The following is a 26,333-nucleotide window of genomic DNA, read 5'->3' as shown; positions in this document are numbered from 1 at the left end:
CATGCGACGCGTGATATCCGTACTGCTGGAGAACGAGGCCGGGGCCCTGTCCCGGGTGGCGGGCCTGTTCTCCGCCCGGGGCTACAACATCGAGGGTCTGTCGGTGGCTCCCACCGACGACGAGGGGGTCTCCCGGATGACCATCGTCACCTGGGGCGACGATCAGATCCTTGAGCAGATCATCAAGCAGCTCCGCAAGCTCGTGGAGGTGATCAAGGTCACCGACCTTACCGAGGGCGCGCACGTGGAGCGCGAGATGGTGCTGCTCAAGGTGCAGGCCGAGTCGGGCGACGAGCGCGCCGAGGTGAAGCGCATCGCCGACATCTACCGCAGCCGCATCATTGACGTGACCGACACCTCCTACACCCTCGAAGTGACCGGCGACGGCCAGAAGGTGCAGTCCCTGGTGGAGCTGTTCGAGCCCTCCCGGGTCGTGGAGGTGGTGCGCACCGGAGCCATTGCCATCGGACGCGGTGCCCGCGGCATGTGAGCCGCCCTCCAGTGAGCTCCTGACGGGGGTGCGAGGCTCGCACCCCCGTCGCGTTCGGTGCTGCGGGCCCCGCACCGGAACCCGAATCCCCATCCGTAATACACCGCATGTGGTCAGGTCTAGGAAAGGACGCGAGTGCCATGAAGGTTTACTACGATCAGGATGCCGACCTCTCTCTGATCCAGGGCAAGGAGGTGGCCATCATCGGCTACGGCTCCCAGGGCCACGCCCACGCCAACAACCTGAAGGATTCCGGGGTCGCCGTGACCGTGGGCCTGCGGGAGGGCTCCGGCTCCTGGGCCAAGGCGGAGAACGCCGGCCTGCAGGTGGCCAGCGTGGAGGACGCCGTGGCCAAGGCCGACGTGGTCATGGTGCTGGCCCCCGACGAGCACCAGAAGGAGCTCTACTACGGCCAGATCGAGCCCAATCTGAAGGAGGGCGCCGGCCTTGCCTTCGCCCACGGCTTCAACATCAACTACGGCCAGGTAATCCCCCGCAAGGATCTGGACGTGTTCATGGTGGCCCCCAAGGGCCCCGGCCACACCGTGCGCGCCACCTTCGAGCAGGGCAGCGGCGTGCCCAGCCTGATCGCTATCGAACAGGACGCTACCGGCAAGGCGCGCGACATCGCGCTGTCCTATGCCTGCGCCAACGGCGGCACCCGCGCCGGCGTCATCGAGACCACCTTCCGCGAGGAGACCGAGACCGACCTGTTCGGCGAGCAGGCGGTGCTGTGCGGCGGCCTTTCGGCGCTGATCCAGTCCGGCTTCGAGACCCTCACCGAGGCCGGCTACGCCCCGGAAATGGCCTACTTCGAGTGCCTGCACGAGATGAAGCTGATCGTGGACCTGCTCTACGAGGGCGGCATCGCCAACATGCGCTACTCCATCTCCAACACCGCGGAATACGGCGACTTCTCCCGCGGCCGGCGCCTCATCAACGAGGACGTCAAGGAAGAGATGCGCAAGATCCTCGGCGAGATCCAGGACGGCACCTTCGCCAAGGAGTACATCCTGGAGAACCAGGCCGGCACCCCCCGGCTGCAGTCCGCCCGGCGCCTGGCGCGGGAGCATCCCATCGAGGAGGTGGGCGAGCGCCTGCGCTCGCAGATGAAGTTCATGAGCGCCGGCAAGCTGGTGGACCGGGACAAGAACTGAGCCCCGCAGCAAGCACTGCAACGGATCCGGGCCCGCTCCGCCGCCTGCGCGGCGGGGCGCGGCCCGGCTTTTGCGAGGAAACGGAGGCATGAGAACCCGCGCCAACCCCCGCAAGGGGGTGTTCGTGCTGCCCAATCTGCTCACCACGGCGGCCATGTTCAGCGGCTTCTTCGCCCTGATCAAATCCGTGGAGGGCGCCTACGTCCTGGCCTCGGTGGCGATCCTGGTGGCACTGGTGTTCGACGGCCTGGACGGCCGGGTGGCCCGGCTGATCAACGCCGAGACGGACTTTGGCGCCGAATACGACAGCATCTCCGACGTCATCGCCTTCGGGCTGGCCCCGGCGGTGCTGGTGCACCAATGGGCCCTCGGGCCCTTCGGCAACATCGGCTGGCTCGGCGGTTTCCTGTTCACCGCCTGTGCCGGTCTGCGTTTGGCCCGCTTCAACACCCAGAGCGCGGTCAAGGACAAGCGGTACTTTCAAGGCCTCCCGGCCCCGGCAGCAGCGGCCACCCTGGCCACCTGGGTGCTGTTCGTGGTGCAGACACCCATAACCGGGGTCTGGGTGAACTTGGCCTCCCTGTTCGGGGTCTATGCCCTGGCATTGCTCATGGTGAGCAATATCCGCTTCCGCAGCTTCAAGGACGCCGACCTCCGGCACCGGGTGCCCTTCTTCGCGGCGGTGCTGATCGTGGGAGGTCTGATCCTGGTGGCCATCCACCCGCCGCTGGTCCTGTTCGGCTTCTTCTTCCTCTACGCCTTGGCCGGGCCGGTGGATACCATGCGCCAGCTCCGGCGCAAGCGTTCGCAACGCCGGAAGCGGGCCGAGGTTGACAGCCACGGCCGGGAGCAATAGGTTCTATAACTGGCGAAAATTCACGCCCGGGGGATTTGCACCAATGGGAGTGTCAGCGATTCAAGGCGCCGCATCCCCGCGATTCCGGGCCGCCCCTCACGGCGGCTGCGGTCCCGTACGTACTGCTGTCGCGATGCCCTTCCTGCGCCTATCCCGCCCCCTTCCCCTGCGGCTACGCCTCCTACGCGGCTGACCGCACCCCCCGATCCCCCATTTGCGGAATCCGGCCGGGTGCGCCGCCCTCGAAGTCGTGCGCACCGCCTACGCCGTCGATTCGCGCCGTTTCCCAATTTGCCCGTAGCCTGCCACTGAGGCCGGTTGGACGAGCGGAGACTGCCCCATGGCCGACCGAGTACTGATATTCGACACCACCCTGCGCGACGGGGAGCAAAGCCCCGGCGCCTCCATGAATGCCGACGAGAAGATGCAGATCGCCCGCGCCCTGGAACGGCTGCGGGTGGACGTGATCGAGGCGGGCTTCCCGTCCGCCTCCAAGGGCGATTTCGCTTCCGTGAAGGCCATCGCCGACGAGATCCGCGATTCCCAGATCTGCGGCCTGGCCCGGGCGCGGGAGGCGGATATCGACGGCGCGGGGGAGGCGCTGGCGGGGGCCTCCGATCCGCGCATCCATACCTTCATCGCCACCAGCGACATCCATCTGCGCGCCAAGCTCAAGATGAGCCGCGACGAGGTGCACGACATGGCGGTGGCGGCGGTGAAGCGTGCCCGGCGGTATACCGACAACGTGGAGTTCTCCGCCGAGGACGCCGGGCGCACCGATCCGGACTTCCTGTGCCGCGTGGTGGAGGCGGCCATCGACGCCGGTGCCACCACCATCAATATCCCGGATACGGTGGGCTACGCCATCCCGAACGAGTTCGGCGACCGCATCCGCATGCTGCGCGAGCGGGTGCCCAACGCGGACCGCGCCACCTTCTCGGTGCACTGCCACAACGACCTCGGTCTGGCCGTGTCCAACTCCCTGGCCGCGGTGGAGAACGGCGCCCGCCAGGTGGAGTGCACGGTGAACGGCCTCGGCGAGCGCGCCGGCAACGCCGCCATGGAGGAGGTGGTCATGGCCCTGCGCACCCGGGCCGACCACTTCGGCGTGGACACCCGCATCGAGACCACCGAGATCGTGCCCACCAGCCGCCTAGTGGCCACCGTCTCCGGCTTCGCGGTGCAGAACAACAAGGCCATCGTCGGCGCCAACGCCTTCGCCCACGAGTCGGGCATCCACCAGGACGGTGTGCTCAAGGAGCGCGAGACCTACGAGATCATGACCGCGGAGAGCGTGGGCTGGTCCCGCAACCGCATGGTCCTGGGCAAGCTCTCCGGGCGCAACGCCTTCCGCACCCGGCTCCAGGAGCTGGGGGTCCACCTGGACGGCGAGCAGTTCGAGGCCACCTTCGAGCGGTTCAAGGCCCTCGCCGACCGCAAGCGGGAGATCTTCGACGAAGACCTCCTGGCGCTGGTGAACGACGAGGTGACCCGGATCGCCGAGCGCTACAAGCTGGCCCGGCTCCACGTCTGCTCCGACACCGGGCAGGCGCCGGAGGCGGAGCTGACCCTGGAGGTGGACGGCACCGAGCGCTCCGCCACCACCTCCGGCGACGGCCCGGTGGACGCCGCCTTCAAGGCGGTGGAGGCCATTACCGAGGTGGATGCCGAGCTCAAGCTGTACTCGGTGAACGCCATCACCGGCGGCACCGACGCCCAGGGCGAGGTGACCGTGCGCCTGGAGCGCGGCGGCCGCATCGTCAACGGCCAGGGGGCGGACACCGACATCGTCACCGCCTCCGTCAAGGCCTACGTGCATGCGCTGAACAAGCTGGTGGGTGAGCCGCCGGCCAAGCATCCGCAGCTCTGAGGCGCGTCCGGGGCCGATAGGCTGGGCTCCGGCTCCGCGGTGCACTTTCGGGAAATTGAGCCGCAGAGGCGCGGAGATCGCAGAGAACGGCGAACAATGATTTTGCGCCTCTTTTTCTCCGTGCCCTCTGCGTACTCTGCGGTAAATTTTCGGCGCCGGTAGCCCGCCTCGCTGCCGGTAGCTCCTGAGCAGTTAGAAAACGGAAAACGAAAATGTCCGGAAAGACCCTTCTCGACAAGCTCTGGGACGCCCACGTGGTGGAGACCGACGACAACGGGGTCTCCCTGCTCTACATCGACCGCCACCTGGTGCACGAGGTGACCAGCCCGCAGGCCTTCGAGGGCCTGCGCCTGGCCGGGCGCCCGGTGCGGCGTCCGGAGCTCACCTACGCGGTGCCCGACCACAACGTGCCCACCACGGACCGCTCGGGCGGCATCAGCGACCCGGTCTCCGCCAAGCAGGTGGCGGCCCTGGACCGCAACTGCGAAGAGTTCGGCATCACCGAGTTCAAGATGAGTGATCCGCGCCAGGGCATCGTCCACGTGGTGGGGCCCGAGGAGGGCATCGTGCTGCCGGGCATGACCGTGGTCTGCGGCGACAGCCACACATCCACCCACGGGGCCTTCGGCTGCCTGGCCTTCGGCATCGGCACCTCCGAGGTGGAGCACGTTCTGGCCACCCAGACCCTGCCGCAGCGCAAGCCCAAATCCATGCGGGTGACGGTGGACGGCCCGTTGCCCACGGGGGTGACCGCCAAGGACGTGATCCTGGCCATCATCGGCAAGATCGGCACCGCCGGCGGCACCGGCTACGCCATCGAGTTCGCCGGCCAGGCCTTCCGCGACCTCTCCGTGGAGGGGCGCATGACCGTGTGCAACATGGCCATCGAGGCGGGCGCCCGCGCCGGCATGGTGGCGGTGGACGACAAGACCATCGACTACTTCCGCGGCCGGCCCTACGCGCCGGAAGGGGAGGTCTGGGAGGCCGCCGAGGCCTACTGGCGGACCCTGGTCTCCGACCCGGATGCGGAATTCGACGCCGAGGTGACCCTCGACGCCGGCGAGCTCATCCCCGAGGTGACCTGGGGCACCTCCCCGGAGATGACCGTGCCGGTGAGCGGCCGGGTTCCAGACCCGGAGCAGGAGGCCGATCCGGTGAAGCGCGCCGCCATGGAGAACGCCCTGGCCTACATGGGCCTGGAGCCCAATACCCCCATGCGCGAGATCGCCGTGGACAAGGTGTTCATCGGCTCCTGCACCAACGCCCGCATCGAGGACCTGCGCGCCGCCGCCGCGGTGGTGGACGGCAAGCGGGTGGCCGACGGCGTGGAGGCCATGGTGGTGCCCGGCTCCGGCCTGGTGAAGCGGCAGGCCGAGGAGGAGGGCCTGGACAAGGTGTTCACCGCCGCCGGCTTCGAATGGCGCGAGCCCGGCTGCTCCATGTGCCTGGCCATGAACGACGACCGCCTGGCCCCCGGCGAGCGCTGCGCCTCCACCTCCAACCGCAACTTCGAGGGCCGGCAGGGCCGGGGCGGGCGCACCCACCTGGTGAGTCCAGCCATGGCGGCCGCCGCGGCCATCACGGGGCACTTCGAGGACGTGCGCGAGGTCACCGGCGAATAGAAAGCGCCAAGCAGCCAAGGACGCCAAGAAGGCGAGAGGAAGGTAGGAATTCGGAATTGGCCGGTGTCCAGCGGGCCGTCAGGAAAATTTTCGGGCCGTTTCCCTTTTCGCCGTTCTTGGCGCCTTGGCTTTTTCTCCAGTTTTTGCCGTTATTGAGGGAGTAGAATCTTGGAGCCTTTTACCCGCATGAAGGGCCTGGTGGCGCCGCTCGACCGCGCCAACGTGGACACCGACGCCATCATCCCCAAGCAGTTCCTGAAGTCCATCGAGCGCACCGGCTTCGGGGCCAACCTGTTCGACGAGTGGCGCTACCTGGACGAGGGCGAGCCCGGCAAGGACAATAGCGTCCGCCCGGAGAACCCCGATTTCGTCCTCAACCAGGACCGCTACCGCGGCGCCACCGTGCTGCTGGCGCGGGAGAACTTCGGCTGCGGCAGCTCGCGCGAGCACGCTCCCTGGGCGCTGGCGGACTACGGCTTCCGGGTCATCATCGCGCCGAGCTTCGCCGACATCTTCGCCAACAACTGCACCAAGAACGGCATCCTCACCATCACCCTGGACGCCGCCACGGTGGACCGTCTGTTCAAGGAGGTGGAAGCGCAGCCCGGCTACGAGCTCGACGTGGACCTGGAAGCGCAGACCGTTACTACGCCTGCGGGGGAGGCGATCCCCTTCGAGGTGGACGAGCACAAGAAGCACATGCTCATCAACGGCCTCGACGAGATCGGCCTCACCCTGGAGCGCGCCGAGGCCATCGCCGCCTTCGAGGCGGAATACCGCAAGCGCGCCCCCTGGGTGCTCGAGGTGCAGGGATAGAGAGGAAGCACCGGGAATACCGCAGAGACGCGGAGAACGCGGAGGAAGGCAAAACGAGCCCGGGTAGGGCCGCTTGTAGGAGCGGTCTCCAGACCGCGGCGTCATGGCCGGGCTGGGCCCGGATCGCCGCGTGGACGCCGTTCCTACGAAGACCTCCGATCCAGGCCCGCCTTTGCCGTTCTCTGCGCCCTCCGCGTCGCGGCGGTGGATCAACCGCTTGAAGAGAGGAATCCAATGACGCACAAGCTCGCCGTACTGCCCGGCGACGGCATCGGCCCCGACATCGTCCGCGAGGCCTGCAAGATCCTCGAGGTGCTGCGCGCCGAGTTCGGCCTGGACGTGGAGTGGGAGGAGGCCCCGGTGGGCGGCACCGCCTACGATCAGAGCGGCCACCCCCTGCCCGAGGCCACCCTGGAGCTGGCCAAGGGCGCCGACGCCGTGCTGCTCGGCGCCGTGGGCGGACCCAAGTGGGAGGCCCTGGACTATTCCGTGCGGCCCGAGCGGGCCCTGCTCGGCCTGCGCAAGGAGCTGGGCCTGTTCGCCAACCTGCGCCCGGCCAAGGTCTTCCCCGAGCTGGCGGAAGCCTCGGCGCTCAAGCCGGAGGTGGTCGCGGGCATCGACATCATGGTGGTACGCGAGCTCACCGGCGGCATCTACTTCGGCGAGCCTCGCGGCGTGGAGGAGCTCGCCGACGGCCGCCGCAAGGGCGTCAACTCGCTGGTCTACACCAGCGACGAGATCGAGCGCATCGCCCGGGTGGCCTTCGACATCGCCCGCAAGCGGTCCGGGCGGGTGTGCAGCATCGACAAGGCCAACGTGCTCGAGGCCACCGAGCTGTGGCGCGAGGTGGTCAGCGACGTGGGGCAGCGGGAATTCCCGGATGTGGAGCTGTCTCACATGTACGTGGATAATGCGGCCATGCAGCTGGTCCGGGCACCCAAGCAGTTCGACGTCATGGTGACCACCAACATGTTCGGCGACATCCTCTCCGATGAGGCGAGCATGCTCACCGGCTCCATCGGCCTGCTGCCGAGCGCCTCCCTGAGCGCCGAGGGCGCCGGCATGTACGAGCCCATCCACGGCTCGGCGCCGGACATCGCCGGCACCGGCAAGGCCAATCCCCTGGCCACCATCCTGTCGGTGGCCATGATGCTGCGTTACAGCCTCGACGAGGGGGCGCTTGCGGACCGCGTGGAGCGGGCCGTGGAGCGGGTCCTGGCGGATGGCCTGCGCACCCCGGATATCGCCGCCGAGGGCGAGCAAGCCATCGGCACGGCCGAGATGGGCGATGCGGTGGTGGCCGCACTGCGCGGTTAGAGCACCGTCTGTAGGAGCCCGCTTCAGCGGGCGATTGCCTGGGTAGCCACTCGCGCTTGCAGCGGGCCGCTCGCTAAAGCGAGCTCCTACAGGGGGAACTGGCATCTGGGACGGATCGGGCGACACGGCGCCCGGTCGGGCCACCATAGAAGGCAACCAAAACAGGAACGGACGCAATGGCGGCAGGCAGTGTGAAGCGGATCGGGTTCGTCGGCTGGCGGGGCATGGTGGGCTCCGTGCTCATGCAGCGCATGCGCGAGGAGGGCGACTTCACCGGCATCGAGCCGGTGTTCTTCTCCACCTCCCAGGCCGGCCGGCCGGGCCCGGACGTGGGCGTGGAGGTGCCGGCCCTGCAGGACGCCACCGACCTCGATGCCCTGCGCGAGATGGACGCCGTGGTCACCACCCAGGGCGGCGACTACACCGAGGAGGTGTACGGGCCCCTACGGGAATCCGGCTGGGACGGCTACTGGATCGACGCCGCCTCCACCCTGCGCATGGCCGACGACAGCGTCATCATCCTCGACCCCGTGAACCGCGATCGCATCGACGCCGCCCTGGAGCAGGGCACGAAGACCTTCGTCGGCGGCAACTGCACGGTGAGCCTCATGCTCATGGCCCTGGGCGGGCTGTTCCGCGAGGGCCTGGTGGAGTGGATGACCTCCATGACCTACCAGGCCGCCTCCGGTGCCGGTGCCCAGAATATGCGCGAGCTGATTGCCCAGATGGGCGCCCTGCGCGACGCCGCCGGGGCCCGGCTGGACGACCCCGCCGCCGGCATCCTGGAGATCGATCGGGCGGTGACGGAGCACATGCGCGCCGGGGATTTCCCCGACGACAACTTCGGCGTGCCCCTGGCCGGCAGCCTCATTCCCTGGATCGACAAGCCCATGGACAACGGCCAGAGCAAGGAGGAATGGAAGGGGTCCGAGGAGACCAACAAGATCCTCGGCCGCCAGGGGGCGCCCGTGCCCATCGACGGCACCTGCGTGCGCATCGGCGCCATGCGCTCCCACGCCCAGGCCTTCACCGTCAAGCTCACCCGCGACGTGCCCACCGACGAGGTGGAGGGAATCATCGGCTCCGCCAACGATTGGGTGGAAGTGGTGCCCAACGACAAGGAGCCGTCCATGGAGCGCCTCACGCCGGCGGCGGTGACCGGCACCCTGGGGGTGCCGGTAGGCCGCCTGCGCAAGATGCGCATGGGCGGCGAGTACCTCAACGCCTTTTCCGTGGGCGACCAGCTCCTGTGGGGTGCCGCCGAGCCCGTGCGGCGCATGCTGGGGATCCTCGCTCGAGCCTAGCGGGTCCCGACACTGATCAGAACCTGCCTGCCGGCCCCTGGGCAGCCGCCCGGGGGCCGTTTTTGTTTCGGCACCGATGCTGCATGCGTGGTGCTTCGTTTCCATGTCGCGGATCCGCCAAAACCGTTGTTAGATAAATTTTCCGTGAACCGGGCAGCTCTCCTCGGTTTCCTAAACCCCTGCCTCTATCCAATGCGCCGGGAGCGCGGGCGGTCGCGAGGTGTGCCGGAGCCTCTTTGCGAGGGGCCTGGAGGGGTGGACCGACGGGGGGAACGCCGCACCCAGGCGGGCCGTGTGTTGCCCGGGGGGTGACGAACTGGGGGCTGTCCTCGACAAAAGCGGAAATCTTTGGTTTGTTGCTAGCTGCATTGGAAAAGGGGCTGCATTCCACATAATCCCAATCGTCGAGTTGCTCGCAAGGGAGGGTTTGCGGTAAAAAAGCCCCGTCAGGCCCGAACAGGAGACCCTTCATGCCGAAATCCGCCCAGACAGGGCGCCTGTGCAGCCCATCTTGGGCCCGTGTGTCAGCCACCGGGAGGGTCGGTCCCTTGGCCAGCCTTTTCCTGGGGCTGGTGGCCGTGTCCGAAACGGCGGTGGGTCTCGGGCTGGGGAAGCTCGAGGTCGAGTCGAGACTCGGGAAACCACTCCACGCGGAAGCGCCGGTCCACCTGAGCGGCCAGGAGTCCGCCTCTTCTCTGGAAGTGGCCCTGGCCTCCGCCGAGGATTACCAGGTGGTGGGCAAGACCCCGTCGCCGGTCGTGGGGCAACTGGAGGTGCGGCTGGTGGATGGGGAGTCTCCACGCATCGTCCTGCTCAGCTCGGAGCCCCTTGATACCCCTCTATTCGATGTCATGGTCCGGATTGGGGACGGGGACAATCAGGTCCTGAAGATGTTTACCGTTGCACTCGACCCGGCTCGGGCGGCCCCGCCCGAGGCGAAGGACTCTGCCCCGCAATCCGCTGCGGAGGAGCCGTCCCGAGAACCTGAAACGGAATCCCGCCCAGGCCAATCCCCGGAAGCGGAAGAAGCCTCCGCATCCCAGGGCGGAGAGCCAGGGGTGGAGCGCCCCGACGTGGAGGTGACAGAGGGCTGGACGAAACGGGACCGGTACGGCCCGGTGCGTTCCGGCGACACCCTGGCTACCATCGTCCAGCGGGTTCGCCAGGACGGCTCGGTGCCCTTGGAGGCGGCGTTGGTGGCGGTTTGGAAGGACAACCCTGAGGCCTTTGTGGACGGCAATATGAACCTGCTTCGTCGGGGGGCATTGCTGGACCTTCCCGAAGAGGAACGTATCCGCCGGATTTCCGCGGAGGAGGCGGAAGAGCTGATCACCGAGCAGCGCCGCGAGTGGGAAGATTTGGGGCAACCTGGTGCCGACCCCAACCCCGGGCATGAGCGCTATCACCTCCAGGTGGGCCTGGACCGAGACGATAACAATGAGTCTTCCGCTCCCACGGAGCCGGACCCCGCTGAATCCGAGGAGGAGCCCGAGCAGGAAAAGGGGCGAAAGGGGGAAGAAGAGGCCGAACAGCCCGAACAGCCCGAAAAGGGGGAGGATTCCGAGGACCCTGAAAAAGAGGAAGCCTCCGTGGAGACGGAGGATCCGGAGGGTGCAGAGGAGCTCGAGGAGTTCATGCCCGTTGCCGGGGATTCCTCAGATGATGGGGGAAGCCTCCAGGAGGCCGCCGTAGAGGCCGGCAAGGATCTTGCCGGGGAAGGGGCTTCCGGGGAGCAGCCCGGCCTGGAGGTGGGCGAGGAGGTGCAGGCCGATCTGGAGGAGCTGCGCGGGTCCCTGGAGGAGCGGCGCAGCTCCATGCAGACCACCATCGACTCCCTGGAGGAGCGCCTCACCTCCCTGAATGAACGCCTGGATCAGCAGAGCTCCCTGATCGACAAGCAGAGCGAGGCCATGTCCGACATGGCCGATCGCCCGGGGGACGGTGACGGCATGCCGAGCCGGGACCGGTACATCCTCTGGGGGCTGGCCGGAGTGAACCTGCTCATGCTCCTCGCCATCCTGGCCCTGTGGCGGAAGGTGAGTGGGGGGCCGGGGGGTGCCCCGCCGCCTTCTGCGGACGGAGGGCTGGATGGATCCGACGGGTCCATGGAGGATCTCGATCCCCTGACCCGGGCCAACGCCCAGGCGGCGGCGGGGGAGCTCAAGCAGGCCCGCTCCACCCTCTGGCAGGCCCTGGCCTTGGAGCCCCGGAACTGGGCCCTGTACGGGCGTCTCCTGGACCTGTATGAGGAGGAATGGGACGGGGACCAGTTCGAGGAGGTGGCCCGCCGGCTCTTCTCCCAGCTGGGCGGTGCCCATCCGGATTGGCAGGAGGAGATTCGCGACAGGGGCCGGCAGCTCAAGCCCGAAAGCACCCTGTTCGCCGGCCTGGGCGATTCCTCACCGGGGCAGGGGGCGGAGGCGGACGCCCCGGAGGCCGCAGCCCCTTCCTTTGACATGGACGACTTCGACCTGGGCCTGTCGCCGGAGGAGGATGGGGCCAATTCTGCGCCGCCTTCTCCGGCCCCGGACTCGGAGCCTGACGGCAATGCGGCTGCTTCGATGGGGGAGGCGGAGCCGGAAGACGATCTGGTTTTCAGCTTTGATGACGAGCCCCAGGCCACCCCCGGGGAGTCGGTTCCCAATCCGGATTCGGGGGCAACGAAGGAGGGTTCTGGCGGCGGGACTGAAGGGTCGGGTGCCCCCCTGGAAGAGGATCTGAGTCTCTCTCTTGGGGGAGATTCAACGGAGCCTTCCCCTGATGCCACCGGTTCCGATGCGGGCTCCGGGGGGGCCAGGGAGGATGACGCTCTGTCCCTGGACCTGGATGCTGGCGACGGGTCGGAGGAGCTTGCCTCCGACCTCTCCGGGGCCCCGGACGCAGAGGGTGTCCGGGAGCCCACTCCTTCGCGGGTAGGCTCGGAGGAGGCGGATAATGGGGGTAACGAGCTGGATTTCGATCTCGGCCTCGACGATGAAAGCGGGGATTCCGGGTCGGCTGGGGAAAAGGAGCTGGAATGGGCTGCCCCGGAGGGCCCGTCTGGAAACGACCTGAATGCCTCGGTGGGGGAGGCTGATGACGGTGGTCTCGAATTCGATCTCGGTTCGCTGGAAGAGGATGGCCCTGCCTCTTCCCATTCGGCCTCCGCGCCCAGTGGCGGGGAGAATGACATGGATCTTTCGCTCTCAGACCTGTCCGGGGAGGGGGCGGTCAGCGGAGACCAAGAGGAGTCCTGGCTGGATCTCGATTCCCCTGGCGGTAACGAGACCGCTGGAACTGGGCCTGTGGCGGCTGAAGGCGGGGGAGCGGAGGACAATGAGATCGAGATTAAACTGGACCTTGCCCGGGCATGGATCGATATGGGCGACCCGGAATCGGCCCGGGTACTGCTCCAGGAGGTGGAATCCCAAGGGGAGACCGAGCAGCAGGAGCGTGCCCGCCAGCTCCTGGCCTCCTTGTCCTGAAGCCGGCCGACCTCTGCTAGCGGCGCCCCGTTCCGGCGGGGCGCCGCTTATTTGGATGCGGGGAGAAGTGCGTCGTGGATGATCGCGGCACTGCCAACGGCGACGAGAGCCGGCACGCGGGCGGCAAGGTCCTGGCCGTGCTCCTGCTGGCCTTTGGGCTGACCCTTGGCGGGGGGCTGCCCGAGGTGCTGGCCACGACGCTCCCCGTGGCTGTGGCCCTGGTCCGCTCCCCGGGTGCCGGAGGGGCCTTCCTCCGCCTACTGCGGCGGCTCCGGGTGGTCTTCCTCTTCATCCTGATCCTGCACGGCTGGTTCGCGCCCGGCGTCCCGCTCCTCCCAGCCGTGGGTGTCTGGTCTCCCAGTCGGGAGGGCTTGGTGGAAGGGGCGCGGCTGATGGGGGTGGTGGGGCTGATGGCGGCCATGGTGGCCGCCCTGGTCCGGACTACCCCGGTTCCCGACCTTGCCGGGGGGGTAGCCTGGGCTCTCCGGCCCCTGGGGCACCTCGGGGTGCCGGTGGAACGGTTCGGCCGGCTCCTGGCCTGGACAGTGGAGCGGGTGGAGCCCGTGCGGCGGGAAACGAGCGCGGTTCGTCAGGCCCTGCGGCTGCGCCGCCCTTCCGGGCGGGGGTTGACCGCTAGGCTCGCTCAGGAGGCGGCCGCGGCCCGGGTGGTGCTGCGGCGGGCCCGGGAGGCCGCCGACCGCAACGCGGAGGCCCTGTACTTGCGCCGGGCCGGCGGCGTCCGGCCCCCCGGTGTGCCGGGGCGTGCCGACTGGGGTCTGATGGCAGCCGCCGGGACCTGGGCGCTGCTGATGGCGGCGGTCTGACCGCCAACGGGGAGACGGAATGCCACAGCGCATCGCCCTTCTGCTGGAGTTCGACGGAGCCCGCTTCCACGGCTGGCAGCGTCAGGCCAATGCCGTCGGCGTCCAGGAGGCTCTGGAATCGGCCCTGTACCGGGTGGCCGACGGGCCCGTGCGCACCGTCGCCGCTGGACGCACCGATTCCGGCGTACACGGCCTCGGCATGGTGGCCCACTTTGACCCGCCCGTTGAACGGCCGACCCATGCCTGGGTGCAGGGGGCCAACGCCCACCTGCCGCCGGGGGCGGCGGTGGTGGAGGCGGTGCCGGTGGCGGCCGGTTTCGACGCCCGACGTACGGCCAGGGCCCGCACCTATCTGTACCGGCTGCTGGCGCGGCCCGCCCGGCCGGGCCTGGAGCACGGCCGGGTAACCTGGGTGCGCGGGCCACTGGACGTCGAGGCCATGGCCGCCGGCGCGCGCCATCTGGAGGGACGGCGGGACTTCTCCGCCTTCCGCGCTTCCGGCTGCCAAGCGGCCCAGCCCGTGCGCGAGGTACAGCGCATTGCGGTCCGTGCCCTCGACGAAGAGGTGCAGGTGGCGGTGCGTGCCGACGCATTCCTGTACAATATGGTGCGCATCATGGTCGGCTCCCTGGCGGAGGTGGGGCGGGGGCGCCGGGATCCGGCCTGGATCGGAGAGGTCCTGGCGGGAGGGAGTCGTGACCGAGCGGGCCCGACGGCTCGCCCGGAAGGCCTGTACTTCGCCGCCGTACACTACCCCCCCGGGTGGGGGGCGCCGTCGCCACCGGTTCACGGGCCGGGCGGCTTCGACCCGAGGAACTTTTGAGCGAGCGCCGTGGCCCGAACGCGTGTCAAAATCTGCGGGATCACCCGCCCGGAGGAGGCCCGCTTGGCCGCCGCGGCCGGGGCTGACGCCATCGGGCTGGTGTTCCACCCCCAAAGCCCCCGGGCGGTGAGTCCGGAGGGCGCGGCGGCCATCTGCGCGGCTCTGCCGCCCTTCGTCACCGCTGTGGGCCTGTTCGTGGACCCCGGGCGCGAGCATGTGGAACGGACCCTGGCCGCCTGCCCCTTGGACCTCCTGCAGTTCCACGGCGGCGAGGGACCGGATTTCTGCGCCGCCTTCGGCCGCCGCTACCTGAAGGCGGTGCGGGTGGATTCGGACACCGACGTGGCCGCGGCGGCGGCGCGCTACGGCGCCGACCGCCTCCTGCTGGACGCCTTCGTCCCGGGGCTGGCCGGCGGCACCGGACGCACCTTCAACTGGTCGCTGATCCCCGCTGACCTAGCGCCCCGCGTGGTACTCGCGGGCGGTCTGGATCCGGACAACGTGGGCGAGGCGGTTCGGGCCGTGGGCCCGTACGCGGTGGATGTCAGCAGCGGCGTCGAGGAGCGCCCGGGAGTCAAGTCGGCCGCCCGGGTGGAGGCCTTCATGCAAGGAGTCCGGAATGCGGACCGAGGATAACCTGCCGGACGAAAGCGGCCACTTCGGGATCTACGGGGGGCGCTTCGTCTCCGAGACCCTGATGGCGCCCATCCTGGAGCTGGAGCGCGCCTATCTGGAGCTGCGCGATGATCCGGCCTTCCAGGCCGAGCTGGCCGCCGAGCTGCGCGACTACGTGGGCCGGCCCACGCCCGTCTACGAGGCCAAGCGCCTCTCCCGGGAAACCGGCGGCGCGCGCATCTTCCTCAAGCGCGAGGACCTCACCCACACCGGCGCGCACAAGATCAACAACACCATTGGCCAGGGGCTGCTCGCCCGCCACATGGGCAAGCGGCGCGTCATCGCCGAGACCGGGGCGGGGCAGCACGGCGTGGCCACCGCCACCGTGGCCGCCCGCCTCGGCCTGGAGTGCGTGATCTACATGGGCGCCGAGGACATGCACCGCCAGGCCATGAACGTCTACCGCATGCGCCTGCTGGGGGCGGAGGTGCGCGCCGTGGAGGCGGGCTCGCGCACCCTCAAGGACGCCATGAACGAGGCCATGCGCGACTGGGTCACCAACGTGGTCGACACCTTCTACGTCATCGGCACGGTGGCCGGCCCCCATCCCTATCCCATGCTGGTGCGCGACTTCCAGGCGGTGCTCGGCCGCGAGGCGCGGGCGCAGATCCAGGAGCAGCTCGGCCGCCTGCCCGACGTCCTGGTGGCCTGCGTGGGCGGCGGCAGCAACGCCATGGGGCTGTTCTATCCGTTCCTGGACGACGAGCAGGTGGCCATGGTCGGCGTGGAGGCGGGCGGCTATGGCCTGGCCACCGGCCACCACGCCGCGCCGCTCACCGGCGGCGTGCCCGGCATCCTGCACGGCTCGCGCAGCTACCTCATGCAGGACGACCACGGCCAGATCCTGCCCACCCACTCCATCTCCGCGGGGCTCGACTATCCCGGGGTGGGTCCCGAGCACAGCCATCTCAAGGACCTGGGGCGGGTGGCCTACGAGACCGTGGACGACGAGGAGGCGCTGGCCGCCTTCAAGCAGCTCACCGCCACCGAGGGCATCCTGCCCGCCCTGGAGTCCAGCCACGCGGTGGCCGCCGGGGTGCGGCTGGCGCGCACCATGGGCCCCGAGCAGGCGGTGCTGGTGAACCTCTCCGGGCGCGGGGACAAGGACATCCACACGGTGGCGGAAACGGAAGGGTCGTCGTGAACCGCATCGATACCACCTTCGACCGGCTGCGGCGGGAGGGCCGCAAGGGGCTGGTGACCTTCCTCACCGCCGGCGACCCGGCCCCGGACCAGACCGTGCCCCTGCTGCATACTCTGGTGGCGTCCGGGGTGGACGTGCTCGAGCTGGGGGTGCCGTTCACCGACCCCCTGGCGGACGGCCCGGTGATCCAGCGCGCCTCCGAGCGGGCCCTGGCCCATGACATCAGCCTGGAGGACGTCCTGGAGATGGTACGCGCCTTCCGGGCCGAGGACCCCGATACCCCCGTGGTGCTCATGGGCTACGCCAACCCCGTGGAGCGCATGGGTCCGGCCCGCTTCGCGGAGCGCGCCGCCGAGGCGGGGGTGGACGGCCTGCTCACCGTGGACATGCCGCCGGAGGAGGCCGCCGAGTGGGCGCGGCCCCTGCCGGAAGCTGGGGTGGCCCCCATCATGCTGGTGGCGCCCACCACCGCCGAGGAGCGGCTGGAGAAGACCGTCGAGCTGGCCCGCGGCTTCATCTACTACGTTTCCATGACCGGCGTGACCGGGGGCGGGGGCCTGGACGTGGCCTCCGTGGAGGAGCACGTGGCGCCCATCCGCGCCCGCACCGACCTGCCCGTGGCGGTGGGCTTCGGCGTGCGGGACGCGGACTCCGCCGCCGCAGTGGCGGGCGCCGCCGATGCGGTGGTGGTGGGCAGCGCACTCATCCGCACCGTGGAAGCGCACATCAGACATTCGGACGACGGGGCCCTGCGCGAGGCGCTGGCGGCGCAGGTCGCCGACCTCCGTCGCGGGGTGGATCGCCACGGGGCCGCCCCGGACTGAGCCCGGGCTTCGTCGAACCAGGCAGCGGTGGGGCGGCGCGGAAGGTCCCACCACAAGCATCGTCGGTCCACCGAGCCGGCGGGCGCGCCACGCGCCCGGGCCGTGGCCGCCAAAGGGGAAGGACGGTCGTACCATGAGCTGGTTTCAGAAGATCATGCCCCCCAAGATCAAGGAAAAGCAGAGCAAGGGGGGGACCACGCCGGAGGGCCTGTGGGACAAGTGCCCGAACTGCCAGGCCATCCTCTACCGCAAGGATCTGGAGCGCGCCTACCAGGTCTGCCCGAAATGCGACCACCACCACCGCCTTAGCGCCCGCCAGCGACTGGACTATTTCCTGGACCCGGAAGGGCGGGAGGAGATCGGGGCCGGGCTGACCGCCAACGATCCCCTGCGCTTCCGGGACTCCAAGAAGTACCGCGACCGTCTGGCCCAGGCCCAGAAGCAGACCGGGGAGAAGGACGCCCTGGTGGCCATGCGCGGCACCCTGCTGGGCCAGGGGGTGGTGGCCTCCGCCTTCGACTTCCAGTTCATGGGGGGCTCCATGGGCTCGGTGGTGGGCGAGCGGTTCGTGCGGGCGGTGGACCGGGCCCGTGAGGACCGGGTGCCGCTGGTGAACTTCTCGGCCAGCGGCGGCGCCCGCATGCAGGAGGGCCTCTACTCCCTCATGCAGATGAGCAAGACCTCCGCTGCCCTGGCCAAGCTGGACGACGCGGGCCTGCCCTACGTCTCCGTGCTCACCGATCCCACCATGGGCGGCGTGTCCGCCAGTTTGGCCATGCTCGGCGACGTGATCGTGGCCGAGCCCAAGGCCCTGATCGGCTTCGCCGGTCCCCGGGTGATCCAGCAGACCGTGCAGGAGACCCTGCCCGAAGGCTTCCAGGAGGCGGAGTTCCTCCAGGAGCACGGCGCGGTGGACTTCATCGTCGATCGCCGCGAGATGCGGGAGGCCATCGCCGACCTCCTGGCCACCCTCGGCCACCTCCCCGCCACCGGCTGAGGCCGGAAGCGCCCCGACGGTGGCGGAATCCCCGGAACTGCGGGCCTGGCTGAAGCGGATCGAGGCGGGGCATCCCGCCGACATCGCCCTCGGCCTCGATCGGGTCAGTGCGGTGGCGGGGCGGCTGGGTCTGCTGCCGGCGCCGGTGCCGGTGGTGCTGGTGGGGGGAACCAACGGCAAGGGGTCGGTGGTGGCCTTCCTGGAGGCCGCCCTCCAGGCAGCCGGGCACCGCGTGGGCGCCTACACTTCGCCCCATCTGTTCCGCTTCAACGAGCGCATCCGCATCGGGGGCCGGCCCGCCAGCGATGCCACGCTCCTCCCGGCCTTCGAGGCGGTGGAGGCGGCGCGCGGCGATACCCCGCTCACCTATTTCGAATTCACCACCCTGGTGGCCATGACCGCCTTCCGCGAGGTTGTGGACGTGGCCGTGCTGGAGGTGGGGCTGGGCGGGCGTCTGGATGCGGTCAACCTCTGGGATCCCCTCCTCAGCGTGGTGACCTCCATCGATCTCGATCATCAGGCCTTTCTCGGAACGAACCGGGAAGCCATCGGCGCCGAAAAGGCGGGGATCTTCCGTCCCGGTGTCCCGGCGGTCTGCGGGGATGCCCGGCCCCCGTCTTCCCTGCTGGCAGCTGCCGGTGACGTTCTCTGGTTCCAGGGCCGGGACTTCGCTGCCGCGCCCGGAGAGAAAGGGGAGTGGCGGTGGGTCGGGCCCGGGGGCACCCTGGGCCCGCTCCCCGAGCCGCGCCTGGCCGGGGCGTATCAGCTCCGCAATGCCGCCACCGCCGTGGCCGCCGGCCTCCGCCTTCCCGAGCCTTTCTGCCTCGGCGAGGCCCATTGGCGGGCGGCCCTGTCGCGGGTGGCCCTCCCGGGCCGGGGGCAGTTGGTGCCGGGCCCCGTTCCCGTCTGGCTGGACGTCGCGCACAACCCCGCGGCCGCGAGGGGCCTTGCCGATCTGTTGCGGGCGTCCCCGGTTTCCGGACGCACTCTGGCAGTGTTCGGCGCCATGCAGGACAAGGACGTCTCTGCCGTGGCGGAGTCCATGGCCGCGGTTACCGACCGGTGGTACCCTTGCGATATGCCCGGGAACCGAGGCATGGCGGGAGAGGAGCTGGCCCGAACCCCGCCGGTATCAACCATGGAATGCCGGGGGCCGTTCCCGGATACCGCCTTCGCCCTGGAGGCGGCAAGTGGGGATGCGCGGCCGGACCGGGACCGGATCGTGGTCTTCGGCAGCTTTCTGATGGTGGCTGCCGCCCTGGAGGCGTTAGAGAATGGGTTCGACCGGGATGGGCGGTAGCCGCCCCCGGAGGAAGGGTCGCTGCAATGAGCGCGGGTCATGGACGGGGTTCGGAAGAGGGCGGGAGAGGATCCCGCTTCTATAAGTTCGTCGGCGGCCTGGTGGTCGCCCTGGTGGTGGCCGTGGTGGTCCTGCCCCTCTGGTTTGGCGGGGAGCAGCCGAACGAGGCCCGCGTCGTGGAAATCCAGCCGGGAGAGGCCGATTCCGAAGGGGGGGACGCGCCCGGCACCAACGGGGAGTCTGACCCGTCTGGGGGAGACGCGGTAACCCATCCCCTGGGAGAGGAAGAGGGCGGGGACGCTGGCGAGGGGGACGACGGCCAGGAGAAATGGTGGCGGGCGGCTGAGGAGGGGGACGAGCCCTCCTCCAACGACTCGCCTGCTGCCACCCTGGAGCGGGTTCTACCGGACTCGGCGAACGAGGGCTCCGAGGGCGACCGGGGCCAAGCGGAAGCCTCCGACGAGGGGGAGGCCGAATCCACCGACCGTAAGGAACCGTCGGAGCCTGAGCCAACGGACCAACGGGCGGCGCAGGAGACCGACGCCCAGGAGGGTGGGGAGGACGGGGAGGACGGGGAGGACGGGGAGCAGGCCCCCGGGGGCCTGGATGCCCCCTTCTGGGGAGTCATGGTGGGCTCCTTCCAGGATTCGGGCAATGCAAGCGGGCTCCGCGACCGCCTCCGCGAAGAGGGGTATGAGGTGTCCGTGGTAACCACGAAGGTGGATGGGCAGCGGTGGCACCGCGTGGTCGTTGGCAGGGGGGAGACCCGCGAAGACGCCCAGGATCTGGTGTCGCCCCTGCAGGATGCGGGCTTCGAGGATCTCCTCGTCATTGAAGTCGAAGAAGGCTCGGCTTCCTCGTAATCCACCGCCCACCGGAACCGCCGAGCAAAGGACCGCCTTCCCGTGACGCTCCTGGACGTTCTCTGGCTGGTGATCATCGGGGGCTCCGCGGCCATCAGCCTGTGGCGCGGGTTCGTTAAGGAGGTGTTCTCCCTGGCCGCCTGGGTACTGGCGGTGATGGTGGCGGCCCGCTTGGGCTCTCCTCTGGCCCGGGCCCTGGGGGAGACCATCGCCGATCCCCAGGTGCGTGCCGTCGCCGCGTTCCTGCTGCTATTCTTCCTCACCCTGCTGGCGGCTTCCCTGGTGGGGGTTTTTGCCTACCGGCTGGTGCACTCCGCGGGTCTCAAGCCCACCGACCGGAGTCTGGGTCTGTTTTTCGGGCTGCTGCGGGGAGTCGTGGTGGTGGGGGTTGTGGTCCTAGTGGTGCGGGGGACGCCGCTGGGGGAATCGCCTGTGTATGAGCAGGCCTACTTGCGCCCGGGGCTGGACCCGGTGGCCAATTTCCTGCACCGCCTCCTTCCGGCGGAGTACGGGGCCTACTTCGATGCCAGCATGTTGCCCCTGGAAGACCTCCAGGAGCGGGCCCGGGACGCGGGGAAGGACGCCCTGGACCGGGAAGGCCTGGAACGCGTAATCGAAAACAGTCTGGAAAGCGGTGAGTGACTACATGAACCACGCGGTGACCATCGACGACGACGCCTTCCACCACGAGTGCGGCGTCTGCGGGGTCTTCGGCCACGAAGAGGCGGCCAACCTCACCTACCTGGGGCTCTACGCCCTGCAGCACCGGGGCCAGGAGGCCGCCGGCGTCACCTCCTGCGACGGCACCCTGTTCCACACCCACCGCGGCATGGGCCGGGTGGCGGACGTCTTCGGCGCCGAGGACATGGACCGCCTCAAGGGGCGTCACGCCATCGGCCACGTGCGCTATTCCACCTCCGGGGCCTCCGTGGAGCGCAACGCCCAGCCCCTGGTGATCGATTACCAGCACGGCGGCCTGGGCATGGCCCACAACGGCAACCTGGTGAACGCCGCCCAGCTCCGTCAGGACCTGGAGCGCCAGGGCTCCATCTTCCAGACCGAGATGGACACCGAGGTGATCATCCATCTGGTGGCCCGGGCCCTGGGGACCAGCGTGGAGGAGCGGCTCGCCAACGCCCTGCGCGAGGTGCGCGGCGCCTACACCCTGGTGGCCCTGACCGAATCCCGGCTGGTTGGGGCCCGGGATCCTCTGGGCTTTCGCCCCCTGGTCCTCGGCGAGATCGACGGCGCCTACGTCCTCGCCTCCGAGACCTGCGCCCTGGACCTCATCGGCGCCGAGCTGATCCGCGACATCGAGCCCGGGGAGATGGTGGTGATCACCCGGGACGGCGTCCGCTCGCTCTTCCCCTTCGAGCCCCAGCCACGGCGCATGTGCGTGTTCGAGTACATGTACTTCGCCCGCCCCGACAGCACCCTCGACGGCATCAACGTCTACAACGCCCGCAAGGCCATCGGCCGCGAGCTGGCGCGCGAGCACCCGGTGGAAGCGGACGTCGTGGTGCCGGTGCCCGACTCCGGGGTGGCCGCCGCCATGGGCTACGCCGAGGAATCGGGCCTGCCGCTGGAGCTGGGCCTGATCCGGAACCACTACGTGGGCCGTACCTTCATCGAGCCCAAGCAGGCCATCCGGCATTTCGGCGTAAAGGTGAAGCTCAACGCCGTGCGCGATGTCCTGAAGGGCAAACGGGTGATCCTGGTGGACGACTCCATCGTCCGGGGCACCACCAGCGCCAAGATCGTGGGCATGGTGAAGGCCGCCGGGGCGAGGGAGGTGCACATGCGCATCAGCGCCCCGCCTACCATCGGCCCCTGCCACTACGGCATCGACACCCCCGACCGCGACCAGCTCATCGCCGCCACCCATAGCCAGGAGCAGATCCGCGCCAGCCTGGGCTGCGAGACCCTGGCCTACCTGAGCCTGGATGGGCTCTACCGTGGGATGGGCGGCCGCGCTCCGGGCTACTGCGACGCCTGCTTCTCCGACGACTACCCGGTGGCCCCCGAGGGGAAGGCCCAGCAGATGAGCCTGCTGCGGGAGGAGGCGGGATGAGCGAGGAGGACGCCCATTTCGAGACCCGCGGCATCCGCGCGGGCATCCACCGCACTGGGGAGAAGGAGCACAGCGAGGCTCTGTTCCCCACCTCCAGCTTCGTCTTCGACAGTGCCGAGGAGGCCGCCGCCCGCTTCGCCGGCGAGAGTCCCGGCAACATCTACTCCCGTTTCACCAACCCCACGGTGCGTGCCTTCGAGGAGCGGTTGGCCAGCCTGGAGGGCGGCGAACGGGGCGTCGCCTTCGCCTCGGGGATGGGAGCCATCACCGCCACCCTCATGGGGCTGCTGAATGCCGGCGACCACGTGGTGGCCTCCAACAGCCTGTTCGGCTCCACCACCGGCCTGCTCAACAACATCTTCTCCCGCTTCGGCGTGACCACCACCTTCGTCGACCCCGCAGACGGGGAGGCCTGGTCGGCGGCGGTCACCGAGCACACCCGCATGTTCTTCCTGGAAACTCCCTCCAACCCGGGCATGGCGGTGGCGGACATCGCCGACCTGGCCAGGCGCGCCCACCAGGCGGGTGCATGGCTGGTGGTGGACAACTGCTTCTGCACCCCCGCCCTGCAGCGCCCCCTGGCGCTGGGTGCGGATCTGGTGATCCACTCGGCCACCAAGTACCTGGACGGTCAGGGCCGTTGCGTGGGCGGGGCGGTGGTGGGGCCCGAGGCGCTGGCCGGGGACAAGGTGTTCCCCATCCTCCGCACCGCCGGCATTACCATGAGCCCCTTCAATGCCTGGGTCTTCCTCAAGGGTCTGGAGACCCTGTCGCTGCGCATGGAGCGCCACTGCGACAACGCCGAGCAAGTGGCCGCTTACCTCGCCGAGCGCCTGGGTGCCGAGCGGGTCCGCTTTCCGGGGCTGTCCAACCACCCCGGCCACGAGCTGGCCAAACGCCAGCAGGACCGCTTTGGCGGCCTGCTGGCCTTTGACCTGCCTGGCGGGCGCGAGGGCGCCTTCCGCTTCATCAACGCCCTGAAGATCCCCTCCATCACCGCCAACCTCGGCGACACCAAGACCACCGTCACCCACCCCGCCAGCACCACCCACGCCCGGGTCTCCGAGGCCGAGCGCCAGGCCGGCGGTGTCACCGAAGGCCTGGTGCGGATCTCCGTGGGCCTGGAGAACGCGGTGGACCTGCGGGCGGATCTGGAGCAGGCCCTTTCCCGGGCCGGACTGTAGCCGTTTTGTAACTGTCCTCGGGAAGACACACGGGCCGACCTCGGTGGAGGGAAGGCGATGACCCTGCGGGAAGACGCGGAAGCGGCCTTCCGGGCCGGCCTGGCGGCCGCCGGGCCGGAGTCCCGGGTTGTCGAATGGCTCCGGGCGCATCCGGAGGCGGCCCGCCCGACCGGCCGTCTGGTGGTGATCGCCGCCGGCAAGGCCGCCTGCCCCATGGTGTCCGGGGCCCTGGCTGCGCGTCCGGTGGCTCCCGGGGAGGTGCTGGCGGTTACCAAGGACGGCCACGGCACGGACTGCCCGGCAGGTATTCGCCTCCATGAGGCGGGTCATCCCCGCCCCGACGACCGGTCCCTGGCGGCGGGCGCGGCGGTCTTGGAGCGCGTAGAGGGCCTGGGTGCGGAGGACGAGCTGCTCCTCCTGGTATCCGGAGGGGCCTCCTCCCTCGTCGATGCCCTTCCGGAGGGCATTTCGCCGGAAGACTGGTACGTCGCCAACGAGGCCCTGGTGGGAGCGGGCCTCCCCATCCAGGCCATCAACGCCGTGCGCAAGCACTGCTCCCTGCTCAAAGGGGGGCAGCTGGCCCGGGCCGCCGCGCCCGCGCGGGTCACCGCCCTCCTCCTGTCCGATGTGATCGGTGACGAGCCCGCCGTTATCGGCTCCGGACCCGCCGCCCCCGACCCCACCACCTTCGGCGAGGCTCTGGCCGCCCTGGACGGTCTCGCGGGCATACCGGACTCCCTCCGTTCCCACCTGGAAGCGGGTCGGGCCGGGCATCGGCCCGAGACGCCGGAGGGGCTGCCCAACAGTCGTAATGTGGTGGTGGGAAGCAACCGTCAGGCCCTGGAAGCCGCGGCGAGGGTGCTGCGGGATCGGGGCTACGGGACCCTGATCCTGACCGGCCGTCTCCAGGGCGAGGCCCGGGAGGTGGCCCGGGCGGTGGCGGCGGTGGCCCTGGAGGCGGCCGGCACCGGTTCTCCGGCCCCGCCCCCCGTGGCCCTGTTGTGGGGCGGGGAGACCACGGTGGCCCTGGGACCCAACGCGGGCGAGGGGGGCCGCAACCAGGAGATGGCCCTGGCCATGGCGGAGGACCTGGCGGGGGTCTCGGGGGTCGGGGTCCTGTGCGGGGGCACGGACGGCACCGACGGGCCCACCGACGCCGCGGGAGGCTGGGTGGACGGGACCACTTGGCACCGGACCCAGGCTGCGGGGTGGTCCGTTCCCCGGGCGCTAGCCGTCCACGACAGCGGCCCCCTGCTGAAGGCCCTGGGGGACCGCATCGTGACGGGACCGACAGGGACCAACGTGATGGACCTCTGTCTGGCTCTGGTGTCTTCCGAGCCCTGGACACTGTCGGACAGTTCGGCAAACTAGGGCGCCAGGATGGCTGAAACGCGGATTGCCCCAAAGGAGAGGAACATGGCGCGTACCGGACGGTGGATCATCGGGCTGTTGTTGGCCGGGCTGTTGGCGGGGTGTGGCGGGACCGACTTCCGGGCCCAGCCGGCCCCCGACAGTCTTCCGGACAACTGGCGCGGGATCGTGAGTGAGGCCAACAAGGACCCCTGGGCGGTCCTGGGCTTCGGGCGTTCGGAGGAGGAGGGCAGTCCGCTTTCCGGGCGGAGCGGCGCCGATAGCAAGGCGCGTGATGATCTGGCCAGCCGCATGGCGGAACGGCTGGACCAACTCCAGGAACCCCTCGAGGAGGCCCTGGCCGAGGAGGAAAAGGACGGAGGACTGGAGTCCTCGGAGGTGGAGGCCCTGCTGAAGAGGGCCGGGGATGTCGCCATCAATGCATCCCACATTGCCCGGCGGCATCGTGAGGAAAGCGGCACCTGGCAGGCATTGGCTGTGGCCGATCTGGAGAAGGGGCTGCGTGAGGTAGGCTCCCGCCGGGACCTTTCGCAAAGGGTCCAGGAGAAGCTCATGAAGGAGGCGCGCAAGGCCCTGGCTAGCCAGGAAGAGTCCGAATCGGAGGAGGACTAGGCTCTCGGGAGGAGGACTAGGCTCTGGGCCCGGGGCTTTCCCGGCCTTGGTCCGGCGCCGGGGAGTTGGTAGCGTGAAGCCATGAAGCTCGATCCTGGGGGCCGGCGCCCTCCCCCGGAGGCGGGGGGCGCCTTTCTGGCCCAGCCCTCCGCCCCCCTCTGGAAGCGGGTTCCCTCGCGCGACCCCGAAGGCCGGCCCTTGGCCGATTTCATGATGCTCATCCCGGGGCTGCGCGACCGCCCCGAGTCAGATCTGCGTGCTACGGTCGCCGAGATCGAAGCCGTCTTCGCCGCCTACCGGCCCCTGGTGGTCTTCGCCGACCTGAACCTCCGCCTGAACCTCCTCTGGGTCTCGCTCCGTCCCGCCCCGGGCATGTGCCTGGAGGTGGCCGCGGCCATCAAGAGCCGGGTCCCGGAGGCCCTGTTGGTGGCCAACCGCCGCGAGGCCATGGGCCGTTAGCTAGCTCCAGATCCGCTTCTGCTTGCGGCCGCGGTGGGCGAGCTGGGCCCGGCCGAGCCAGCCGATGGCAACCCCCACCAGAAGGACTATGAGCACCAGCAGCCCGCGGGACAGGGTGAATTCCCAGACCATGAAGTTGATGTCGACGATGGTGGTGTTCTGTAGCACGAAGATCAGCACCAGCACCAGGAGGATAATGGCCAGTAGTAGCTTGTAGTGCATCGCGCGCCTCGGCTTGGGTCGGGGGATCCGCTGAACGGGTATCCGCATCCGGCCCCCGGCGATCCCGG

Annotated in this window: 24 protein-coding genes; 23 read left to right on the top strand and 1 reads right to left on the bottom strand. The window is 69.5% G+C overall.

Annotated elements, in window-relative coordinates; all coding sequences use genetic code 11:
- Position 1 precedes the first annotated feature (1 nt).
- The 23 genes from ilvN (at position 2) to ACLFRB_RS03820 (ending at position 26,043) form a co-directional block, all read left to right on the top strand.
- Positions 2 to 490, top strand: a complete 489-nt coding sequence (gene ilvN / locus ACLFRB_RS03930) for an acetolactate synthase small subunit (RefSeq protein WP_411067696.1) — start codon at positions 2 to 4, stop codon at positions 488 to 490.
- 140 nt (positions 491 to 630) lie between these two features.
- Positions 631 to 1,647: a ketol-acid reductoisomerase gene (ilvC, locus tag ACLFRB_RS03925; protein WP_411067695.1), complete on the top strand. Its 1,017-nt coding sequence runs from the start codon at positions 631 to 633 to the stop codon at positions 1,645 to 1,647.
- 88 nt (positions 1,648 to 1,735) lie between these two features.
- On the top strand, positions 1,736 to 2,503 hold the full coding sequence (pssA, locus tag ACLFRB_RS03920) for a CDP-diacylglycerol--serine O-phosphatidyltransferase (RefSeq protein ID WP_411067694.1): 768 nt from the start codon (positions 1,736 to 1,738) through the stop codon (positions 2,501 to 2,503).
- A gap of 340 nt (positions 2,504 to 2,843) precedes the next feature.
- On the top strand, positions 2,844 to 4,373 hold the full coding sequence (locus ACLFRB_RS03915) for a 2-isopropylmalate synthase (protein ID WP_411067693.1): 1,530 nt from the start codon (positions 2,844 to 2,846) through the stop codon (positions 4,371 to 4,373).
- 212 nt (positions 4,374 to 4,585) lie between these two features.
- The gene (gene leuC / locus ACLFRB_RS03910; RefSeq protein ID WP_411067692.1) at positions 4,586 to 5,995 is read left to right on the top strand and encodes a 3-isopropylmalate dehydratase large subunit; all 1,410 of its coding nucleotides are present in this window, start codon (positions 4,586 to 4,588) and stop codon (positions 5,993 to 5,995) included.
- A 168-nt stretch (positions 5,996 to 6,163) separates the two neighbouring features.
- A complete protein-coding gene (gene leuD, locus ACLFRB_RS03905; RefSeq protein ID WP_411067691.1) occupies positions 6,164 to 6,811 on the top strand; it encodes a 3-isopropylmalate dehydratase small subunit in 648 nt (215 codons plus the stop codon).
- Positions 6,812 to 7,045: 234 nt separating this feature from the next.
- Complete coding sequence (leuB, locus tag ACLFRB_RS03900) at positions 7,046 to 8,128, top strand: 3-isopropylmalate dehydrogenase (protein WP_411067690.1); 1,083 nt, start codon at positions 7,046 to 7,048, stop codon at positions 8,126 to 8,128.
- 191 nt (positions 8,129 to 8,319) lie between these two features.
- On the top strand, positions 8,320 to 9,432 hold the full coding sequence (asd, locus tag ACLFRB_RS03895) for an aspartate-semialdehyde dehydrogenase (protein WP_411067709.1): 1,113 nt from the start codon (positions 8,320 to 8,322) through the stop codon (positions 9,430 to 9,432).
- A 548-nt stretch (positions 9,433 to 9,980) separates the two neighbouring features.
- Positions 9,981 to 12,896, top strand: coding sequence for a FimV/HubP family polar landmark protein (locus ACLFRB_RS03890; protein ID WP_411067689.1), 2,916 nt, complete (start codon positions 9,981 to 9,983; stop codon positions 12,894 to 12,896).
- A 74-nt stretch (positions 12,897 to 12,970) separates the two neighbouring features.
- Positions 12,971 to 13,720, top strand: a complete 750-nt coding sequence (locus ACLFRB_RS03885) for a hypothetical protein (RefSeq protein ID WP_411067688.1) — start codon at positions 12,971 to 12,973, stop codon at positions 13,718 to 13,720.
- A gap of 19 nt (positions 13,721 to 13,739) precedes the next feature.
- Positions 13,740 to 14,543 carry a tRNA pseudouridine(38-40) synthase TruA gene (gene truA / locus ACLFRB_RS03880; RefSeq protein WP_411067687.1) on the top strand — a complete coding sequence of 268 codons (804 nt, stop codon included), beginning with the start codon at positions 13,740 to 13,742 and terminating at the stop codon, positions 14,541 to 14,543.
- Positions 14,544 to 14,552: 9 nt separating this feature from the next.
- Positions 14,553 to 15,179, top strand: a complete 627-nt coding sequence (locus ACLFRB_RS03875; protein ID WP_411067686.1) for a phosphoribosylanthranilate isomerase — start codon at positions 14,553 to 14,555, stop codon at positions 15,177 to 15,179.
- The gene (trpB, locus tag ACLFRB_RS03870) at positions 15,163 to 16,362 is read left to right on the top strand and encodes a tryptophan synthase subunit beta (RefSeq protein ID WP_411067685.1); all 1,200 of its coding nucleotides are present in this window, start codon (positions 15,163 to 15,165) and stop codon (positions 16,360 to 16,362) included. The genes ACLFRB_RS03875 and trpB overlap by 17 nt, the downstream gene beginning before the upstream one ends.
- Complete coding sequence (trpA, locus tag ACLFRB_RS03865; protein WP_411067684.1) at positions 16,359 to 17,186, top strand: tryptophan synthase subunit alpha; 828 nt, start codon at positions 16,359 to 16,361, stop codon at positions 17,184 to 17,186. Before trpB ends, trpA begins: the two co-directional genes overlap by 4 nt.
- A gap of 133 nt (positions 17,187 to 17,319) precedes the next feature.
- Positions 17,320 to 18,183 carry an acetyl-CoA carboxylase, carboxyltransferase subunit beta gene (gene accD / locus ACLFRB_RS03860; protein ID WP_411067683.1) on the top strand — a complete coding sequence of 288 codons (864 nt, stop codon included), beginning with the start codon at positions 17,320 to 17,322 and terminating at the stop codon, positions 18,181 to 18,183.
- Between the two features lie 19 nt (positions 18,184 to 18,202).
- Entirely contained in the window at positions 18,203 to 19,483 is a 1,281-nt protein-coding gene (locus ACLFRB_RS03855) for a bifunctional folylpolyglutamate synthase/dihydrofolate synthase (RefSeq protein WP_411067682.1), read from the top strand.
- Positions 19,484 to 19,509: 26 nt separating this feature from the next.
- Positions 19,510 to 20,346, top strand: a complete 837-nt coding sequence (locus ACLFRB_RS03850) for an SPOR domain-containing protein (RefSeq protein WP_411067681.1) — start codon at positions 19,510 to 19,512, stop codon at positions 20,344 to 20,346.
- Positions 20,347 to 20,388: 42 nt separating this feature from the next.
- Entirely contained in the window at positions 20,389 to 20,988 is a 600-nt protein-coding gene (locus ACLFRB_RS03845) for a CvpA family protein (protein WP_411067680.1), read from the top strand.
- Between the two features lie 4 nt (positions 20,989 to 20,992).
- The gene (gene purF, locus ACLFRB_RS03840) at positions 20,993 to 22,417 is read left to right on the top strand and encodes an amidophosphoribosyltransferase (protein ID WP_411067708.1); all 1,425 of its coding nucleotides are present in this window, start codon (positions 20,993 to 20,995) and stop codon (positions 22,415 to 22,417) included.
- Positions 22,414 to 23,601, top strand: a complete 1,188-nt coding sequence (locus ACLFRB_RS03835) for an O-succinylhomoserine sulfhydrylase (protein ID WP_411067679.1) — start codon at positions 22,414 to 22,416, stop codon at positions 23,599 to 23,601. Before purF ends, ACLFRB_RS03835 begins: the two co-directional genes overlap by 4 nt.
- A gap of 57 nt (positions 23,602 to 23,658) precedes the next feature.
- On the top strand, positions 23,659 to 24,972 hold the full coding sequence (locus ACLFRB_RS03830; protein ID WP_411067678.1) for a glycerate kinase: 1,314 nt from the start codon (positions 23,659 to 23,661) through the stop codon (positions 24,970 to 24,972).
- 45 nt (positions 24,973 to 25,017) lie between these two features.
- Complete coding sequence (locus ACLFRB_RS03825) at positions 25,018 to 25,584, top strand: hypothetical protein (protein WP_411067677.1); 567 nt, start codon at positions 25,018 to 25,020, stop codon at positions 25,582 to 25,584.
- A gap of 81 nt (positions 25,585 to 25,665) precedes the next feature.
- Positions 25,666 to 26,043, top strand: coding sequence for a hypothetical protein (locus ACLFRB_RS03820; protein ID WP_411067676.1), 378 nt, complete (start codon positions 25,666 to 25,668; stop codon positions 26,041 to 26,043).
- Here ACLFRB_RS03820 and ACLFRB_RS03815 read toward each other — a convergent pair whose 3' ends face one another.
- A complete protein-coding gene (locus tag ACLFRB_RS03815) occupies positions 26,044 to 26,265 on the bottom strand; it encodes a lipopolysaccharide assembly protein LapA domain-containing protein (RefSeq protein ID WP_411067675.1) in 222 nt (73 codons plus the stop codon).
- Between the last annotated feature and the right edge of the window lie 68 nt (positions 26,266 to 26,333).

The organism is Thiohalorhabdus sp. (assembly GCF_046545655.1).
Lineage (GTDB): Bacteria > Pseudomonadota > Gammaproteobacteria > Thiohalorhabdales > Thiohalorhabdaceae > Thiohalorhabdus.
This window is presented reverse-complemented; position numbering and strand designations above follow the sequence as displayed.